General features: G+C 59.6%; 10 protein-coding genes. 7 read left to right on the top strand and 3 right to left on the bottom strand.

What is annotated here, in order from left to right; all coding sequences use genetic code 11:
- Positions 1-9 precede the first annotated feature (9 nt).
- The 3 genes from QF045_RS02475 to QF045_RS02465 all read left to right on the top strand — a co-directional run bounded on the left by QF045_RS02475 (position 10) and on the right by QF045_RS02465 (position 2,060).
- Positions 10-1,095, top strand: a complete 1,086-nt coding sequence (locus QF045_RS02475) for a 5-(carboxyamino)imidazole ribonucleotide synthase (protein ID WP_306490917.1) — start codon at positions 10-12, stop codon at positions 1,093-1,095.
- A gap of 105 nt (positions 1,096-1,200) precedes the next feature.
- Entirely contained in the window at positions 1,201-1,446 is a 246-nt protein-coding gene (locus QF045_RS02470) for a GlsB/YeaQ/YmgE family stress response membrane protein (RefSeq protein ID WP_057006311.1), read from the top strand.
- A 77-nt stretch (positions 1,447-1,523) separates the two neighbouring features.
- A complete protein-coding gene (locus tag QF045_RS02465; protein ID WP_306490916.1) occupies positions 1,524-2,060 on the top strand; it encodes a DUF3299 domain-containing protein in 537 nt (178 codons plus the stop codon).
- Positions 2,061-2,103: 43 nt separating this feature from the next.
- Here QF045_RS02465 and QF045_RS02460 read toward each other — a convergent pair whose 3' ends face one another.
- From QF045_RS02460 to QF045_RS02450, 3 genes are all read right to left on the bottom strand, one after another.
- Positions 2,104-7,791: a hypothetical protein gene (locus tag QF045_RS02460; RefSeq protein ID WP_306490915.1), complete on the bottom strand. Its 5,688-nt coding sequence runs from the start codon at positions 7,789-7,791 to the stop codon at positions 2,104-2,106.
- 139 nt (positions 7,792-7,930) lie between these two features.
- A complete protein-coding gene (locus QF045_RS02455) occupies positions 7,931-8,830 on the bottom strand; it encodes a D-hexose-6-phosphate mutarotase (RefSeq protein WP_306490914.1) in 900 nt (299 codons plus the stop codon).
- A 58-nt stretch (positions 8,831-8,888) separates the two neighbouring features.
- Entirely contained in the window at positions 8,889-9,293 is a 405-nt protein-coding gene (locus tag QF045_RS02450; RefSeq protein WP_003176975.1) for an acyl-CoA thioesterase, read from the bottom strand.
- A 405-nt stretch (positions 9,294-9,698) separates the two neighbouring features.
- On the opposite strand from QF045_RS02450, the gene QF045_RS02445 reads away from it, so the two are divergent.
- The 4 genes from QF045_RS02445 (at position 9,699) to pstA (ending at position 16,360) form a co-directional block, all read left to right on the top strand.
- Entirely contained in the window at positions 9,699-10,988 is a 1,290-nt protein-coding gene (locus QF045_RS02445) for an MFS transporter (RefSeq protein ID WP_306490913.1), read from the top strand.
- 251 nt (positions 10,989-11,239) lie between these two features.
- Positions 11,240-12,226: a phosphate ABC transporter substrate-binding protein PstS gene (locus QF045_RS02440; RefSeq protein WP_306490912.1), complete on the top strand. Its 987-nt coding sequence runs from the start codon at positions 11,240-11,242 to the stop codon at positions 12,224-12,226.
- 414 nt (positions 12,227-12,640) lie between these two features.
- Positions 12,641-14,674, top strand: coding sequence for an ABC transporter permease subunit (locus QF045_RS02435; protein ID WP_306494843.1), 2,034 nt, complete (start codon positions 12,641-12,643; stop codon positions 14,672-14,674).
- Between the two features lie 15 nt (positions 14,675-14,689).
- Entirely contained in the window at positions 14,690-16,360 is a 1,671-nt protein-coding gene (gene pstA / locus QF045_RS02430) for a phosphate ABC transporter permease PstA (RefSeq protein ID WP_306490911.1), read from the top strand.
- The last annotated feature ends 114 nt before the right edge of the window (positions 16,361-16,474 follow it).

Raw genomic sequence — 16,474 nt, 5'->3', positions numbered from 1 at the left:
TTGTTGACGATGAAAATCGGTGTAATCGGTGGCGGCCAGTTGGGCCGCATGCTGGCGCTGGCGGGAACCCCGCTGGGGATGAATTTCGCTTTTCTGGACCCGGCGCCGGACGCTTGCGCGGCAGCTTTGGGTGAACACCTGCGCGCTGACTACAGCGACCCGGACCACCTGCGCCAATTGGCCGACGAAGTCGACCTGGTGACCTTCGAGTTCGAAAGTGTCCCGGCCGAAACCGTGGCCTTCCTGTCGCAGTTCGTCCCGGTGTACCCGAGTGCCGAAGCCCTGCGCATCGCCCGCGATCGCTGGTTCGAAAAGAGCATGTTCAAGGACCTTGGCATCCCGACGCCGGCCTTCGCCGATATCCAGTCCCAGGCGGACCTGGACGCCGCCGTCGCCAGCATTGGCCTGCCGGCCGTGCTGAAAACCCGCACCCTGGGGTATGACGGCAAAGGCCAGAAGGTGCTGCGTAGCGCTGCCGATGTGGTCGGTACTTTCGCTGAGCTGGGCAGTGTCGCCTGCCTGCTGGAAGGCTTTGTGCCGTTCACCGGCGAAGTCTCGCTGATCGCCGTACGTGCCCGTGACGGCGAAACCCGCTTCTACCCGTTGGTGCACAACACCCACGTCAACGGCATCCTCAAGCTCTCCGTGGCCAGCACCGACCACCCGCTGCAGGCGCTGGCCGAAGACTATTCCAGCCGTGTGCTCAAGCAGCTGGATTATGTCGGCGTGATGGCGTTCGAGTTCTTTGAAGTCGATGGTGGCCTCAAGGCCAACGAGATCGCCCCGCGTGTGCACAACTCCGGGCACTGGACCACTGAAGGCGCCGAGTGCAGTCAGTTCGAAAACCACCTGCGGGCGGTGGCGGGCTTGCCGCTGGGCTCCACGGCCAAGGTTGGCGAGAGCGCCATGCTCAACTTCATCGGCGTGGTGCCGCCGGTTGAGCGGGTAATGGCGATCGACGATTGCCATGTGCATCACTACGGCAAGGCCTTCAAGGCCGGGCGCAAGGTGGGTCACGCCAACCTGCGTTGCAAGGATCGCGCGACCCTCCAGGCGCAGATCCTCAAGGTCGAAGCCCTGATCGCCGAGCAATAAGCCGGATCGCTGCGGGAACCATTGAGGCTCCATGTCCCTCTGATTGCAGGATGCCAAAGTCTGACTAGGCTTTGGCATGACTCACACCAATCAGAGGGAAATGCCATGGGTATCATCGGAACCATCTTTATCGGCTTGATCGTCGGCTTGCTGGCGCGGTTCCTCAAGCCCGGCGACGACAGCATGGGCTGGATCATGACCATCCTGCTGGGTATCGCCGGCTCCCTGGCTGCGACCTACGGTGGCCAGGCCCTGGGGATCTACCAGGCCGGTCAAGGCGCAGGCTTCATCGGTGCGCTGGTCGGTGCCATTGTGCTGCTGGTGATCTACGGCCTGATCAAAAGGAAGTAATCAGCCGACAAAGTCCTCTGCGCTGCGCAGGCGCAGAGGGCTAGAATGCTCGCCACCTGAACTTGCCGAGCCTTTGCATGCGCCGTCTTTTATTGACTCTCCTCTTGCTGGGCTCAAGCCTGGCCCACGCTGGCGAACTGCCGGAAACCGACTGGCTTGAGCTGATGCCACTGTCGGATCAGAAAGCCCTCGAGGCCATGCCCGAGATCGACCACGACTCCCCCGAAGCCCAAGGCACCTTTACCGACAAGGGCGGCCTGAAGCAGAGCAAAGGCTTGCCGGCGGTGATGTACTCCACCAAGACCGTGGCGGCCATGAACGGCAAGAACATCCGTATCGGCGGCTATCCGGTGCCGTTGGAAACCGACGCCAAGGGCCGCAGCACGCTGTTTTTCCTGGTGCCCTACCCAGGCGCCTGCATCCATGTGCCGCCACCACCGCCCAACCAGTTGGTGCTGGTGCGTTACCCCAAGGGGTTGAAGCTGGACGATATCTACACGCCGCTGTGGGTTACTGGCACGTTGAAGGTGGAGAAGGTGAACAACGACCTGGCGGATGCAGCGTATGCGCTGGATGCGGGGAAGGTGCGGGCGGTGAAAGAGTCGGACCTTTAACTCATTTCCGACCCGCATCCATGCGCAAGACGTACGCGCTGAGTCATCCTGCCAACTCGGGGTAGAACACCCGCCTGGCCTGTGGCCAATAGATCTCTGCGCGGTGGATATCCAAGCGCAGGCCTTCGCGAGCGGCGTCGGCTTGAGCACTTACGCCCAGTGCTCGCTGTGCCGGCGTCTTGAGATGGATTTTGGCGGGAACGGTGTGGGAGGCTTGTTCAAAGTGCATGTGACAATAGGCCCACACGTTGTCCCCGATTTTAATCTCGAACTCGTCCAGAAAGTCCGGGACTTTTACCCAACGGTTAGTGCCAGTCTTTCGTATCGGACGGGTGCCCGCTGATCGGTCCAGGGTTTTGCGGATGCGTAGGGTGTCTGGTTGGCTGTGCAGGAACTCCAGAGCATTGCCAGTGGGGGCTTGCATGGAAATCAGGTCCCGCCGTACCCGTTTCGCCATTGCATTAATCCGTGCAGCGTTCTCCCTGAAGTGGCGCACTTGCGCAATCAGACCTTGCCGGGTTGCCTCATCGGTGACGGCAATACAGGCTGCCTCAAGGTCATCGGCTCCCTGGTTGAGTTTCGTCGCGCCGGACCTGATAAGCGCTTCGGCACCAGCGGGTTCGGAAGACGGTTTTTTTGTATAAAACGCGGTCAGGTCATCATATTCCTTAATCAAATCCTGCATTTTTTCGGTGGCGACGTTCAGCTCCCGGGTGAGATTCGCCTGGTTGGGAATGGCTGTCGTAGTGGGCTCTTTGATTTGGATAGAGGATTTGATCCAGAGTTTGCCCTCGCCGGGGTTGTAATAGGTGTCGATGCGCTGACCACGGCTGTCAAGGACGTCCGCCACATCGCTATTCTCGGCTCTGGGCTTGGCGAGTAGGGTTTTAGTGCTGCGGGGCTGGTCGCCGGCGATCAGTATTGAGATGCGATTTTTTGGCGCAGGTTTTGGGGCGGCCGGCGGCAGGGGTTTGGTGGGCGGTGCTTGCGACGTGCCAGGTTGTGATGGGGCGCGTGATGGTCCGGCTTTTTGTGCCGGAAGTCTTTCCAGGTGACCCAGCATTCGTTCCAGCTCATCGTCCAGTAATGACTTCAACACCTTGGTCTGTTCAATGATGATGTTAATGGCCTTGCGTTTACCGTCCACAAAGGCTTTGAGCCGTTCAGCGATGGGTAGGTTCTGCATGGAGCTGTCAGGCCCGGTCAGCCGTTGAAGACTGTTTTGCTGAGCCTCCAAATAGCCTTCCAGGTTATCAACGACTGCCGCGTAACGCGGGCTGAGGTTGTTAGCCACTTCAATGTTATTGATCAACCGCGCCCTGCCGAAGTCCGGCGTGGTAGTGAAATCTTTAGGCTCGAATATGGGCAAGTCTGTGTGTTTTGTGTGTATCAGGCCTAGTTCGTCGACGGCCTCTCTGTGTAGCTTATATTTATCAAACAGCAGGTGAATCGTATTGAATTCGCTGGATTGAGTGGCCTGATCCAGCAGGGCTGTAGCGATAACCATCGTCTCTTGGGCTTGCCCTGTACGAGCAGCCTGTTCAGCGTTGGCTTTTTGAAGCTCTTTGAGCCGTCTCCCCCCCGCATGCCCCCCTTCGCCCACCGGCGTCCACACCCCCTCCCTCTTGACCATGCGGCGAGCAGGGCGTGTTTTGTCGTGGGGGTGAACGATATAGAACTCAGTGTCGCCTGTGAGGCTGTAGCGGGTTTCAACGGCGTACCATTGGCCGCGGGCACGCACATAGCTCTGCTGGTTCTTTCCATCATAGACACCGTTGGCCCGCCGGCTGAACTCCAGGGTTTGCTCATACGTAACGGGCGCGACGTAGTCGTCAAGATCGGGGATGCGTTGCAGACTCCCTTCGCCCAATGGAATGTACCGGGGGCCGAACACTGAATTGGTCAGTGGATCGATCAGGCGATACTCAGGCAACAGATCGGTGCCGACACTGCGCATGGGAATATGCTCGATGCCTGCCACGGTAAACAGACTGTCATGCGTTTCAAGGGGTTTCCAGGTTTGCGGATCTACCGACCGTAGCGTCCGGCCAGTGGGTACGTTTGTTGATTTGTTCAGGGCCTTTCTGAACAACTCCAGGCCTGCGTCCACCTGACGCACCGTGGTCAGGCTGAGCCGCAATAAACTCAAGCCACCGAGCTTGAGCAGAACGGGCACTGCTTCCAGTGGGTTTAACTCTTTAAAGGCGCCCAGCAAAAACTGTTTGGTGAGTGTTGCGAACCTCGGCAGCGCCACCTGAAAACTGATGTTCCCGGCTTGTGCAAGTAAGCGTCCCGAACCGCCAATGTATTTACCAATGGGAGTCGCGAAGGAGATCAAGTCGGTGAACAACGACAACCCTCCGCGCTCCACGCGTTGCGGATCTCCCGAGGCGATGTCCTCGACACCGCCCCAAAAGGGCACCAACATTTTGGCGTAGAAGAGAAAGTCATCAATCGTTTCCTTTACCACCTCGTATAGGGAAGTGTTGCGCTGAGCGGCCGATTTGAGCTGAGATTCATCCGTGTGAAATAGATCATCGGCAACGATAGCCGCCAACTGTCGACTGCGTACTGAAGACCATGATTGCGCCGCCCGCATGGACTCTGAAGGGGCCGGTGCCGTCGCGGGTAAAACGTGGCCGATCTGCTCGGCGATCACCAGGCTGGACACGCCGTCCCGAGGGCGGTGGCCGAGTTGATACGCTTCCCAGTCGAAAGGCAGGGAGGTCGCCATTCGAAAGGTTCCCTTGCTCGAACGGCTTGTGCCGCCTGTGTTTTTTACAACAACATCGCCATCGATTTTCAGCGCTTGAATATCTGGACGCGCGCGGATGATTGCGGCCCGAGGGAACACCTCATAATAGGTAGTGCTCTGCTCCACTTGGGCCTGGATGATAAAGCCCTGGCGTCCTCTGACGGCAGCGGTGTTCTCCGGGGTTTCTTGTCCGACCTGCAGGTCGCGAAGCTCCTGACGCAGGGCATAGAGCGTTACCTGGCCGTTTTCGATGGCGCGACGATCAGCTACCGGAAGGTTGGGCAGCAAGGCTCGGATCAAGGTGGGGTAGGCGGCTTTGACACTGCTCAGGTAATCACTGAACCCCCGGTTGAATTCATCATCCGTGGGGAAGCGCCAACGGCCAGGTGGTGCTTTAGAAATTGTTTCGGTTGCCTGGATGATGTCGCGTTCTTGTTGCTCCAAGGCTTCCACGGCCAATTGGATCTGTTCAGGCAGGAGCTCGGTTTTTTCGGTCGTCAGTACACCGTTGGCTGTGGCCCATTCCAGCGTTGGCCCCATTCTGGCCAGCGAGAGGACCACGTGTTGTTCGGGTGTCGCTTTCTGGCTTGCTGTCGCCACTAACCCGAGCAATTCCTGGAATGTCATGTGTTGCGCAGCGTCGGGTGCAATGGCTTGCGCAAGTATCACGCCAGCCTTGAAATTCACCCAGGTGATGGAGCTGGCGTAATGCAGGTCGTCGGGAATGTCCTTCACCCAGATTTCCGCAGTAGAAGCCTGCTGCTGCAGGCGCATGACCATTTGCACACCGCCGGGAGTGAGTTGGTGGTTCTGGACCAAGGAATTCTCGATTTGTTGGCGTATATAGCTATAGCGGCGGCCCCAGTGCAGTGGCGTCGCTATTTCTTTGCCCGCGACGGTCAATCGAGCATTGTCCCTCGGGCGCTCAAGATGTAGCCAAAGTGTCCGCCAGACTAAGTCGCGCAGCACTTTTACCGGTGGTGTTTCATCTTCGGTTGTATACCAATCCAGTGCCTTGACCAATTGCTTGCCAAACTCAAGGCATTGTCGGGTATTGAGCCATTCTTCGAGCACCACCGTCGGCGTCTTCAAGGCCGTTGCTTCGCGTTCTGGCGTCATGAAGTATTCGGTCAGTTGCGTGAATATCGAGCGGTTACCGGGCAATTGACGTTGAATAAGGCGACTTTGCAGGCTGGCATCTCCTTGCGCGTCAATGACGTCATCAAAAGGCAACCTGCCTTCATCCATATCCAGGGATAGCTCGGCGGCGCGCTCTTGCAGCCGCTCAATCACTAGCGGGGGCGGGCTATTGGTGGCGATGTGGACACCATAGAACTTGAGTGCAAGATCAAGCCGAACAGTACCGTCTTCTCGAATACCATCACCCACCTCGCGCCGCGCCGCTATCAGAACTTGGACGTCATGATTCCAATAGGTTGGCACCTCGCTCAGGGGTAGCAGCACGCCCTGGATGGTAAAGCGAGTCAGCGGCGAATCCACAATAGCCGGCAGGGTACTGACGAGCTTCCCGAGTGTGTCCCAAAACGACCAATCACCCTGGGTCTCGCTCGACCGCGTGCTCAGCCAGGCTGCGAAATCGGTGTCAGCCCTGAGCTTCTTCAACACCTCCACTGCCCGCCGGCAGGCCTGGTACAGCGGTGACTGGTGATGAGGTGCAAAGAACTGGTGTGCCAGGGGTTGCGGCGCAGCCTGTGCTTGAAGGGTTTTCAATTGTGCCAGCAAGCCAGTGAAATCCATTGAACGGTCGGTTTTCAGCTGTATCAGCCGTTGCTGAACAGCGGAGGCCGTCTTTCTGCGTTGCGCGCGGAGGGTCAAGAGTTTGCCGGCGTATCGCTCGATGGCCTCGTCGAAGTTCAGCAACGGTGCAAGGCTGACCGCCTGGTCGATTGCCTTGATTACGTCCACTGGGGTGTTGCGGCTAATGGCCCAGTGGTGCTCGATATCCTGGCGCTGCTTGGCAATAAGCAGGCTGACCTGATGGTTGAAAAAACTCTCGACGGCAGTGACAGGTACCAGGTTGACACGCGTCCTGGGCGTCAAACGTTCAAACGCCGAATGTTGACGATGAGCAATGCAGGCCATTAGACGTTGACGCTTATGCGCCGTGTTTAAGAGATTCACCAGATCTGTCTTCAGTGCTGTCGGGCTGGTGAACTCGGCCAGGCGTTGGCCTGGCAGGTAGAGCACTGTGGGGTTGAGTGTTCGCTGTTCGCCCGGTGGCCAGGTGCTTATGGCGAATGCACCGACCAACGCCATTTCATCAGTGTGTGTTGTGTCTTGTAGGCTGAGATGAAAGACATTCAGCGTTTCTGGCGGCGGGTCTGAACTCAGTTGCCGCACCAGCGCGACGCTGGCGGGCTCGAGTGAAGCCGTTTCGAATCGCAATGACGCCTCGCACTGGATCAAAAGCGCGACGGCTTGAGCTATAACGCTTCGACGAGGTTGCTGGGTTGCGCTGTGATTGGAGTTCCAGAACTGATTGAGTTGATTCAAATAGGACTCAGGCCCCAGCAATTTGCCTATGAGGGCTCGGATTGCTATATGGCTCGCGTCGTCCAGTCGGGTAAATGCGTTGTTTTTATAGAAATAGAAGTCGCTGCGTAGCGTGTAATACGCCGGAATCCGACAGGTGTGGAGAGCGTCGTTCACCAGCGTTATCAACGCCCTGTCCATTTCAGTGGGCGGATCGGCCAACGAGTCCTCTGGGTTCTTCAAGTAGATATGTAGCGTTGCGTGCCGATCAAACAATTCGGTAAATGCCCCCAATATCAGCTTATCTGCGCAAAAGGCCATTGAGGGCTGATCACGAACGGTCTCACTGAGCGTGTCATTCCACTGGGATGCGAGTTGGGCTATGTCTGAGGGTGTTTGCTGCGCGACTTCTTGGGGAGAGGGGGTCATGTTGATGCCTGCCATGGATGCGGTTTCGGCACCATAACGAGGCTGCTTAAGCATGAGGTCTTACATAAGTATGTCGTAACCCAACGTACCAACCAACGTACCAATGGGTCAGCGTGCCTGACCCATACTCATCACTAAGGCCAACACGTCGAGGCTGGCGGCTTGAACGAATCAGGGAGGCCAGCCATGAAGTTCAGGAGGGTATGGCAGTGATACTGACCTGCAGCGTGTGGCTTTCACCCGGCGCCAACACCACTACATCGTCCAGCACATTCGCCGTCTCGATGCACAGCATCCCCTGCCAACCATCGTCGGCCATGTCGTCGAAAGCCTTGGCGCGTTCGGTCCAGGGGTTCCAGATCACGGTGGATTTCGAGCCCTCTGCAGTGAGCTGGATGCGGCGCTGCCAGTCTTGATCGACAATGCTCAGTTGAGCCGGCGTATCCAGGTAGATGCGATCGGTCTCGGCAGTGAAATGCAGCAGGCCTGATTGGGTCTTCTCGGCCCAGCCGTCGGCCGTGTCGATATAAGCCGACCCGTCCAGCCCTTCGACCTGCACGTTGCGCACATCGCTGACGGCGAAGTAGGTGTGCAGTGCCTGGCTGAGCGTTACGGTGTCAGTGCCATGGTTATGGCTGGTCAAGCGAATATGCAGCTGATCGTCCAGGAGCAGGCTCAGTTTCAGGTCGACTTCATGAGGCCAGCCAGGGAAACCACCCGGCGGTACCGGCAATACCAGGTCAACGCGCAACGCTTGGCCTTCGAGTTCGGTCGCGGCCAAGTCCCACAGCGCCGTACGCACAAAACCATGAGCCCCGGCCGGTTGATCGCTCTGGCGCATCGCTTGGACACTGTGCGGGTTGCGGTCGAATACCCCAAACCATGGCCAGCAAATCGGTACGCCGGTACGGATGCCTTTGCCTCGCTTGAACACCGCTGCAGGGTTCGGCCAGATCAGCGGCTGCTCGCCGTCGCGCTGGTAGCTGAAGATATGCGCGCCCTGTTGGGCCACCATCAATTCAGCGCCGTTGTGGCGGATGCGCCAGCAGTCCAGCTCGTCGATTTTCACGGTTTCAACGTGGGGCGTCGGCATAACAAAGCACTCTCAATGGCAGGCAATGGGGCAATTGACCGTCAAAACCCGGTGAGGTTTAACGCGCGCGCGACGGAACCGAGCGCGTGCGGCCGCTGCCATCGATGGCGACGAACACGAATACGGCCTCGGTCACCTTGCGCCATTCGCTGGACAGCGGGTCGTCGCTCCACACTTCGACCATCATCTGGATCGAGCTGCGGCCGATTTCCAGGGCCTGGGTATAGAAGGACAGCTGCGCGCCCACCGCGACCGGTACCAGGAAGGCCATGCGATCAATGGCTACGGTTGCCACACGCCCGCCCGCGACCTTGCTGGCCATGGCCGTGCCGGCCAGGTCCATCTGCGCGACCAGCCAGCCACCGAAGATATCGCCAAAACCGTTGGTTTCGCGCGGAAGCGCAGTGATTTGCAGGGCGAGATCGCCTTGCGGGATTGGATCTTCTTGTTCGAGTTCGATCATGCCGAGGGTGCCTCTGACCCGTGACGCTTCATGGGTATTTCAAGTGGATAGCCGTCTTCAGGAAAAACGTTTCAGCACCAACATACACCGCTCGATGCGTTTCTCGTAAGGCGAACTAAAGGGAAACTCTGCCAAATCGGCTGGATGGCGCCCAACAGCGTTTTGGCACAGCAGCCCCTCAAGCTTGGGGTTCTTGCGCTTGCACGGGCGAGTATATCGGGACGCTGGCGCGACGACGACCACCTGAGGCTCATTTGGTCGGTAAATAGAGGCTGTATCTGGGCTTTTGTGCGCAACTGTGCTCATGGCGCTGTGCTTTTTCAAGCGATTTGCTATCTTGCCAAGCCCGCCGCAAGTCACGGGCGTGCAGTCCTTTACGATGACTACTATAAGAGAAGCCTTGCCATGTCCTCCGTGCCCGCAAGCAGCGCGCAACCGTCGCGCCCGCTGACCCGCAACGACTACAAGACCCTGTCGCTGTCTGCCTTGGGCGGGGCGCTGGAGTTCTATGACTTCATTATTTTCGTGTTTTTCGCCACCGTGGTCGGAAAACTGTTCTTCCCCGTCGACATGCCCGAATGGCTGCGCATGATGCAAACGTTCGGCATTTTCGCCGCCGGCTACCTGGCCCGCCCGCTCGGCGGCATCATCATGGCGCACTTTGGCGACCTGCTGGGCCGCAAGAAAATGTTCACCCTGAGCATCTTCATGATGGCCGTGCCGACCCTGATCATGGGCCTGTTGCCGACTTACGCACAGATCGGCCTGTGGGCGCCGCTTTTGCTGCTGCTGATGCGCATCATCCAGGGCGCGGCGATTGGCGGCGAGGTGCCCGGCGCCTGGGTATTCGTCTCCGAACACGTTCCGCCACGGCATATCGGCTACGCCTGCGGCACCCTGACCAGCGGCCTCACCGCCGGCATCCTGCTGGGTTCGCTGGTGGCCACCGCTATCAACTCGATCTACAGCCCGGAGCAGGTGTCGGATTTCGCCTGGCGGATTCCGTTCCTGCTTGGCGGTGTGTTCGGTTTGCTGTCTGTGTACCTGCGCCGCTGGCTGCATGAAACGCCGATCTTCGCCGAAATGCAGCAGCGCAAGACCCTGGCCGCCGAGTTGCCATTGCGTGCGGTACTGCGCGATCACCGTGGCGCTATCGTGTTGTCGATGCTGCTGACCTGGCTGCTGTCGGCCGGTGTCGTGGTGGTCATCCTGATGACCCCGACCGTGCTGCAGACCGTCTACCACTTCAGCCCCACCGTGGCGTTGCAGGCCAACAGCCTGGCCATCGTCACCCTGAGCCTGGGTTGCATCGCCTCCGGCGCACTGGCTGACCGCTTCGGTGCCGGCCGGGTGCTGATCACCGGTTGCGCATTGTTGCTGGCGACGTCCTGGACGCTGTATCACAGCCTGATCGCCCATCCGGACTGGCTGTTCCCGCTGTACGCCCTGACCGGCCTGTTTGTCGGCACCATCGGTGTCGTGCCGTACGTGATGGTCAAGGCATTCCCGCCGGTGGTGCGCTTCAGTGGCTTGTCGTTTTCCTACAACGTGGCCTACGCCGTGTTCGGCGGACTGACGCCGCTGGCGGTGTCGCTGCTGATGAAGGAGAGCCCGATGGGGCCGGCTTACTATGTCGCCGTACTGTGCGTGATGGGCATGGTGGTCGGTGGCTACCTGTGGAAACGCGGTCGGTAAACAGATCCGTTCGTGGCGAGGGAGCAAGCTCCCTCGCCACAACGAATGTGCTTAACCAATGATTACAGTGTGTTTCTGAATTAACGTATTCCTGCGTGTCACCCCCGCGTTTCCAAGCCTTCCCCTGCTCATAAGCCTTCGCTGCCCATGCTGGCCTTTCATCTAATTGTCACATTCCAGACATAGAGTGTTCACACGGCCTACCGATACTTGGCCCCGATCCAACTATCCCTATCTGCTAGGAGTAAGGCATGAAACTGAAGCGTTTGATGGCGGCAATGACGTTTGTCGCTGCTGGCGTTGCAACTGCCAACGCGGTGGCTGCTGGTGTTGACCCGGCTATCCCGGCTTACGTGAAGACCACTGGTGTGTCGGGCAACTTGTCCAGCGTCGGTTCCGATACCCTGGCCAACCTGATGACCCTGTGGGCCGAGGGTTACAAAAAGGAATACCCGAACGTCAATATCCAGATTCAAGCTGCCGGTTCCGCCACCGCACCACCTGCGCTGACTGAAGGCACCTCCAACCTGGGCCCGATGAGCCGCAAGATGAAGGACACCGAACTGGCGGCCTTCGAGCAGAAGTACGGTTACAAGCCAACCGCTATCCCGGTTGCCGTGGATGCCCTGGCGGTGTTCGTGCACAAGGACAACCCGATCCAGCACCTGACCATGGAACAGGTCGACGCGATCTTCTCCTCGACGCGCCTGTGCGGTAGCAAAGCCGACGTGAAAACCTGGGGCGACCTGGGCGTGACCGGCGACCTGGCCAACAAGCCAGTGCAACTGTTCGGTCGTAACTCGGTATCCGGCACCTACGGCTACTTCAAGGAAGAAGCCCTGTGCAAAGGCGACTACAAGCCTAACGTGAACGAACAGCCGGGCTCGGCGTCGGTCGTGCAGTCGATCAGCTCCTCGCTGAACGGCATCGGTTATTCGGGCATCGGCTACAAGACCGCCAGCGTGAAGACTGTGCCATTGGCCAAGAAAGGCAGCACTGACTTCATCGAAGACACCGAAGAAAACGCCCTGAACGGCAAGTACCCGCTGTCGCGTTTCCTCTACGTGTACGTCAACAAAGCCCCGAACAAGCCTCTGGCCCCGCTGGAAGCCGAGTTCGTGAAACTGGTGCTGTCCAAGCAGGGCCAGGAAGTTGTAGTCAAGGACGGCTACATCCCACTGCCAGCCAAAGTTGCCGCCAAGGCCCTGGCTGACCTGGGTTTGAAAGAAGGCAACTAAGCCTGGTGTAGCAGCGAGCCTTGTGGGAACAAGCCAATTGGCTCCCACACGAGCTCCCTGCACCCCTCATTTTTTTGTCCGCTGCCAGCTTTGCTACGCGGCGGATTTCTTGCGTCACTGCATTGTCATCTTTCTGTCATACAGGATCGCTAGGGTGTGCGCATGAATGATCTGGCCAATTCCACCATGACGACGACTTCCCCTCCCAAGCGCATTGATTTCAATACGCCTGAGCTGCAACGCAAGCGCCGCATTCGCGCGCTGAAGGATCGCTTCACCCGTTGGTATGTACTGGTCGGCGGCCTCGCCGTGCTGGCCGCCATTACCCTGATTTTCTTCTTCCTCGCCTATGTCGTTGCGCCGCTGTTCCACGGCGCCTCGCTGACCAAGGAAGAGGCGCTGACGCCCGCCTGGATGCAGGACGCCGGCAAGCCGTTATTGATCTCGCTTGAGGAACAGAACCAGGTCGCCATGCGGGTTTCCGACAAGGGCCAGGCGCTGTTCTTTGAAGTCGACACCGGCGCTGAACTCAAGCGTGTCGACCTGCCGCTGCCGGCCGGTACCCAGGTCGTGTCCATTGGTGAAGACCAGCCGGGCAGCCCGCTGGTGATCCTGGGCTTGTCCAACGGCCAGTCCATGGTGTTCCGCCACACCTACAAGGTGTCCTACCCGGACGGCAAGAAAACCATCAGCCCTGCGATCGAATACCCGTATGGCGAAATGCCGATCGCGTTGGATGAGGCCGGCCGCCCGCTGGAGCATGTCGCGCTCAATGCCACCGATACATCCCTGGTGGTGGCCGGCTCGGCCGGTGCGCACTTGAATGTGCTGACCCTGAGTCGCGAAGAAAACATGATGACCGGCGAAGTCACCAGCGAGCAGAAGCGTGTCGAACTGCCGCAAATGACCGAACCGGTGAAGGCGATCTTCATCGACCCGCGCCAGCAGTGGCTGTATGTGATCAACGGTCGCGCCCAGGCCGATGTGTTCAGCCTGCGCGACAAGAGCCTCAACGGTCGCTACAAACTGCTTGAAGACGGCAACGCCGAAGTCACCGCCAGCACTCAACTGGTGGGCGGCATCTCGCTGATCATCGGTAACTCCAAGGGTGGCCTGGCCCAGTGGTTCATGGCCCGCGACCCGGATGGCGAGCAGCGCCTCAAGCAAATCCGTACCTTCCAGATGGGCACCGCGCCGATTGTGGAAATCACCGCTGAGGAGCGTCGCAAAGGCTTTACCGCCCTCGACGCTTCCGGCCAGTTCGGCGTATTCCACAGCACCGCGCACCGCACTTTGCTGGTCGACCCGGTGGTCGACGGCCAAGGTGTGTTCGGCCTGTCACCACGGGCCAACCGCGTGATCGTCGAGGCCGGTGGCAAGCTGCAACCGTTGCTGCTCGACAATCCGCACCCGGAAGTATCCTGGAGCGCGCTGTGGAGCAAGGTCTGGTACGAGAACTACGACGAGCCTAAGTATGTCTGGCAATCGACCGCCGCCAACACCGACTTCGAACCTAAAATGAGCCTGGCGCCGCTGACCTTCGGTACGCTCAAAGCTGCGTTCTACGCCATGCTGCTCGCCGCGCCACTGGCTGTCGCTGCCGCGATCTACACCGCCTACTTCATGGCCCCGAGCCTGCGCCGCAAGGTCAAGCCGGTGATCGAGCTGATGGAAGCGATGCCCACGGTGATCCTCGGCTTCTTCGCCGGCCTGTTCCTGGCGCCCTATGTGGAAGGGCATTTGCCGGGGATTTTCAGCCTGCTGATGCTGCTGCCGATTGGCATCCTGGTGGCCGGTTTTGTGTTCAGCCGCTTGCCTGAGTCGATCCGCCTGCGCGTTCCCGATGGCTGGGAAAGCGCGATCCTGATCCCGGTGATCCTGTTTGTGGGCTGGCTCTCGCTGTACATGAGCCCGTACCTGGAAACCTGGTTCTTCGGCGGCGACATGCGCATGTGGATCTCCCACGACCTGGGCATCACCTACGACCAGCGCAACGCCCTGGTTGTAGGCCTGGCGATGGGTTTCGCGGTGATCCCGAACATCTACTCCATCGCCGAAGACGCCGTGTTCAGTGTGCCGCGCGGCCTCACCCTGGGTTCCCTGGCCCTGGGCGCCACGCCCTGGCAGACCATGACCCGCGTAGTCATCCTGACCGCCAGCCCGGGCATCTTCTCCGCACTGATGATCGGCATGGGCCGCGCCGTGGGCGAGACCATGATCGTGCTGATGGCCACGGGTAACACGCCGGTGATGGAGATGAACCTGTTCGAAGGCCTGCGCACCCTGGCGGCCAACGTCGCGGTGGAAATGCCCGAGTCGGAAGTGGGCGGCAGTCACTACCGCGTGCTGTTCCTCTCGGCGCTGGTGCTGCTGCTGTTCACGTTCATCATGAACACCCTCGCCGAGCTGATTCGTCAGCGTCTGCGCAAGAAATACTCGTCGCTTTAAGAAAGGTAGAAGTCTGTGAAACAGAACTCCCTGAATGGATGGTTCAAGAGCGGCGCCCCCGGCGTCTGGATCAGCGGTGGCGCGGTGTCCATCGCGGTCATCATGACCATTGGTTTGCTGGCCGTGATTGCGGTGCGCGGCCTGGGCCACTTCTGGCCGGCTGACCTGATCCAGGCCAACTACAACGTACCGGGCCAGGCCAACCATATCGTCATCGGCGAAGTGGTGCAGAAGGAAGAAGTCCCCCGCGAGCGCCTGAAAAGTGCTGGCCTGCCGGTGCCCGATGAGGGCCCGGAGTTCATGACTCGCGAGCTGATCAAGGTCGGCAACCGCGACTTGAACGGCAATGACTTCACCTGGATCGTCGGCGAATGGTTGAAGGACCAGACCAAGCCGGTGCAGTTGATGGCCATCGAGCGGCGTGAGTGGGGCAACTTCTACGGCACCCTGGTCAACGTCAAGCAGGACGGCAAGATCATCGCCGAAGGCGAGGCCGCGTGGCCGGAGCTGCAGGCTCGTGTGGATCGCGTCAACAAGCTCGCCGCCCAGCTCAAGAGCCTGGAAAAAACCGATATCGGCGCGATCAACGCCGGGCTGGAGCGCATCCGCCTGCACGGTCGCAAGCTGGAACTGGAAGGCAAGCTCGACGCTGCCGCCCAAGCCGACATGGACGCCGACCGCGCCGAACTGAACGCCCGCTATCAGGACATCGAAGCGCGCCTGGCCGACCTGCACGCCCAGTTCAACCGCGACGCGCTGACGGCCCGCGACGGCAATGGCAAGGAAATCGAAATCGGCATCGGCAAGGTGGTGCACGCCTACCAGCCGAACGCCATGGGCACCCTGACCAAGATCGGCTTCTACTTCAGCAAGGTCTGGGAGTTCTTGAGCGACGACCCGCGGGAAGCCAACACCGAAGGCGGGATCTTCCCGGCGATCTTTGGCACCGTGATGATGACGCTGATCATGGCGATGATCGTGACGCCATTCGGCGTGCTGGCGGCGGTGTACTTGCGTGAATACGCCAAGCAGAACGCCCTGACGCGGATTATCCGCATCGCGGTCAACAATCTGGCGGGTGTACCGGCCATCGTTTACGGCGTGTTTGGCCTCGGCTTCTTCGTGTATGTACTGGGTGGCTCGGTGGACCGGCTGTTCTTCGCCGAAGCCTTGCCGGCACCGACCTTCGGCACCCCGGGCCTGCTCTGGGCCTCGCTGACGCTGGCGCTGCTGGCGGTGCCGGTGGTGATCGTGGCGACCGAAGAAGGCCTGGCGCGGATTCCTCGCACCGTGCGCGAAGGTTCCCTGGCACTGGGCGCGACCAAAGCGGAGACGCTGTGGAAGATCGTGCTGCCGATGGCCAGCCCGGCGATGATGACCGGCATGATCCTCGCCGTGGCCCGTGCCGCCGGTGAAGTGGCGCCGCTGATGCTGGTCGGCGTGGTCAAGCTGGCCCCGTCGCTGCCGCTGGACGGCAACTACCCGTACCTGCACCTGGACCAGAAGATCATGCACCTGGGTTTTCATATCTATGATGTCGGTTTCCAGAGCCCCAACGTCGAAGCGGCGCGCCCGCTGGTATACGCCACCGCGCTGCTGCTGGTACTGGTGATCGCCACGCTCAACCTGTCGGCGGTGTGGATACGTAACCATCTGCGCGAGAAGTACAAGGCGCTGGACAGCTGATCTGAATCGAACGCGAACTTATTTGTGGGAGGGGGCTTGCTCCCGATTGCGGTGTGCCAGCCAGCACACATGTTCCTGATACACCGCTATCGGGAGCAAGCCCCCTCCCACACA

It is taken from the genome of Pseudomonas sp. W4I3 (genome assembly GCF_030816195.1).
GTDB lineage: Bacteria > Pseudomonadota > Gammaproteobacteria > Pseudomonadales > Pseudomonadaceae > Aquipseudomonas.
This window is presented reverse-complemented; position numbering and strand designations above follow the sequence as displayed.